Consider the following 2871-nt stretch of genomic DNA (forward strand, 5'->3'; position numbering starts at 1 on the left):
CTCTGGTAGCCCGACGCGGCAGAATAGTGATCGCGGCCTCCGGCCGCGGGAGGCGCCGGGGTGAAATCGAATTCACTACCTACGGGGAACATGTTATGGGCCACGCCGACGTTGAAATCGACGGCCTCACCCGGTTTTTGCCACTGGCCGCTGTAGGTCGCCGAAACGGGTCGCAAGGTATATGGCGTGCAACCGGCGGCGCCGAACGGCGTTGGAACGCCGGCAACCGTGCAGCGGCTGTTCACGTATTTGTAGTCGAAGCCAAGCACCAGTTTGGAGGTGTATTCGCCGGAACGGCCGAGCATGTGGTTGTAGCGCAGGCCAAACACCTCGCCCTTCCCGTTGATCGCCAGGCCCGAACCGAGATTGGGCGAATTGGCCGGCGAGTCGCTGCTCGAATTGCCGTAAATGAAGTCGATACTGTCGCCAATCGAATACAGCGGCAGGCGATAGCCGATACTGAAAATATCGACCTTCACACCATTTCCGTCTTGCCAGGGCAGCACTCTGCTGCCAAACAGCTTCATACCGCCCGGCGGGTCGACGGCCGTCATGTAGGCCAGCGTCAGCACCTGATCACTGTTGCCCAGATTCGCGTTTTGGTAGGAAATCCCAAGGCGATGTTTGCCGGTGCCCTTGGTGCCCGTGTTATCCAGCGTGAGGTAGATGCGCCGAGGATCGTCTTCGGTGACTGCGACCCGGGCGTCGACCTTGCCTTCTTCCTCGCTGACGCCGAGCGTCACTTCGAGTTGTTTGGCCGGGCTCTCATTGCTTAGCTGGATGTTTTCTGACAGCTGACGCATGTTGGGGGCCTTGCCTTCCTTCAAGTCAGGCAGGCTGGCGCGAACATTCGCGTCGTTGAAATACTTATTACCGCTAACGGTGACCTTGCCGATGACGCCTTCGCTGACCTGCAGCCGCACCACACCGCTGGTGAGCTCCTGCTCCGGCACATAGACCTGCACGGTACCGTAACCAAGGCGGCGATACTCTCCTTCGAGGGCTTCCAGGGCCTTTTGCACATCGCCATAAATCCGGCGGCTGCCGGCAAAAGGCGCCACGAGTTGCTGGGCCCTTTCCGCGGGCAGAATCGTGTTGCCTTCGATCTGAAAACGCGCAATGTCGAATGTGGCATCCTGCGCCGTCGCGTGATTCAGCGATCCTGCCACCAGGATGGCGGCGGCAGCCAAGAAATTGGCTATCGCTTTCGTCATAACCAGACCCCCAAAGCAATCATTGGTACATCAATTAATAGCTGAAATTGTTTCTGCTTGCCGCACAAGAACTAGCAGAGTTTAGCGTCAACGGCAACGACCATGCCACGAAAACCCGCTTGGCACAAGCGAACGCGTTGCGCGCGGGCCACTCGCGGCAACCACCCGATCCCCGGCAGGGCTCCTGCCCGTCACTGTGCCGACGAGCGATCGCGCGGCACGGCGCGAGGCTCGGCGGCCGGGAGATTTTTCAGATTATGGTCGAGGCGCAGGCGCAGTGTGCCCTGTTCGGCGGCCGGCACTCGCAAGGAGACTACTGGACCCCTGCCCAGCCAGAAGCCGGCGCCTGCGCCGGCCAGCAGAGCCAGTGCCGCACCGGCAAGCAGCCGGCGCCAGCCTGGCGTCGGGCGGCGGCTTGCGGGCGGCTTGCCTTCGGTCGCCACAGGCCGTGAAGCCGACGACTGTGCCACGCCCGCCTGCCGCTCGGCGGCGAAGCGCGCAGCCGCGGCACGCCCTGCTTCAGCCTCAAGCTCGGCGCGGTGCCCGGCTTCGGCAGCCGCCTCATCTTCCGCGGCCACACGCGACAGGGCCGCAGCTTCGGCAACCTGCTCGACCCGCACCTGCTCGGCAGCACGCTCGGTGGCACGTCGTTCGGCTTCTGCCCGCTCGGTGGCCAGCCGGGCCAGATCTCCCTCTCTCCTGGCGCGGGCGGCCGCGGTCGATGCGAGTTCGGCGGCGGCCCGCTCGCGGCGCTCGGCCTCGGCCAAGGCGCGCTGCTCCGCTTCGATTTGTATGCCCAGGGTAGCCGCGACCAGGTGCTCGGCTTGCATCTGTTGTGCGGCCGTCGCTTCGGCCTCGGCTGCCACGCGCCCGGCCTGTGCCGTGCAGGCCTGTTGCTCGGCGGCCAGACGAGCGGCGGCGGCGCACGCGGCCTCCGCTTCCTGCTCGGCGCGGCCCTGCGCCTCCCGCGTTGCCTGCTCTTCTGCCGCCACGCGCAGCAGGGCTGCCGCTTCGGCGCTCTGCTCGATCCGCAACTGCTCGGCGGCCTGATCGGCCGCGCGTCGCTCGGCTTCGGCCCGCTCTGCGGCCAGCCGGGCCAATTCCTCTTCCTTTTCGATCCGGGCCGCGGCGGCGGCGGCCAGCTCGGCCGCAACTCGCTCATCGCGCCGGGCATCTTCCAGCGCGCGTTGTTCGGCCTCGATATTTCCGCGCAGTTCAGCCATGGCCCGTCGCTCGGCAAATTCGCGGCGGCGGGCTTCCATCATGGCGCCCTGCTCCGCTTCGATTCGCGCGCGGAGCGTCGCATCGGCGAGGCGCTCGGCTTGCTCCTGCTGTGCCGCAGCAGACTCCGCCTCGGCTGCCGTACGCTCCGCCTCCGCAGCGCTGGCCTGTTGCTCGGCGGCAAGGCGCGCGACGGCGGCACGCGAGGCTGCGGCTTCCTGCTCGGCGCGGTGACGGACTTCGGCGGTCGCCTCATTTTCAGCGGCTACACGCGAAGAGGCCGTCGCTTCGGCGATCTGCTCGAGCCGCAACTGTTCGATGGCCTGCTCGGCGGCACGTCGTTCGGCGGCGGCACGTTCCGTCGCCAGGCGGGCCAACTCCTCTTCCTTCTTCATGCGAGCCGCGGCGGCGGCAGCCAGTTCAACGCCGGCACGCT

2 protein-coding genes are annotated in these 2871 nt (G+C 66.2%); both read right to left on the reverse strand.

Translation table 11 applies throughout. The features are described from left to right. On the reverse strand, positions 1-1214 hold a 1214-nt coding region (locus WC493_RS22985), incomplete at its 3' end, for a ShlB/FhaC/HecB family hemolysin secretion/activation protein (RefSeq protein WP_373068931.1). Between the two features lie 191 nt (positions 1215-1405). Continuing rightward, a partial coding sequence (locus tag WC493_RS22990; RefSeq protein WP_373068933.1) for a hypothetical protein occupies positions 1406-2871 on the reverse strand: 1466 nt, incomplete at its 5' end.

Source organism: Zavarzinia sp. (assembly GCF_041650655.1).
Taxonomy (GTDB): domain Bacteria; phylum Pseudomonadota; class Alphaproteobacteria; order Zavarziniales; family Zavarziniaceae; genus Zavarzinia.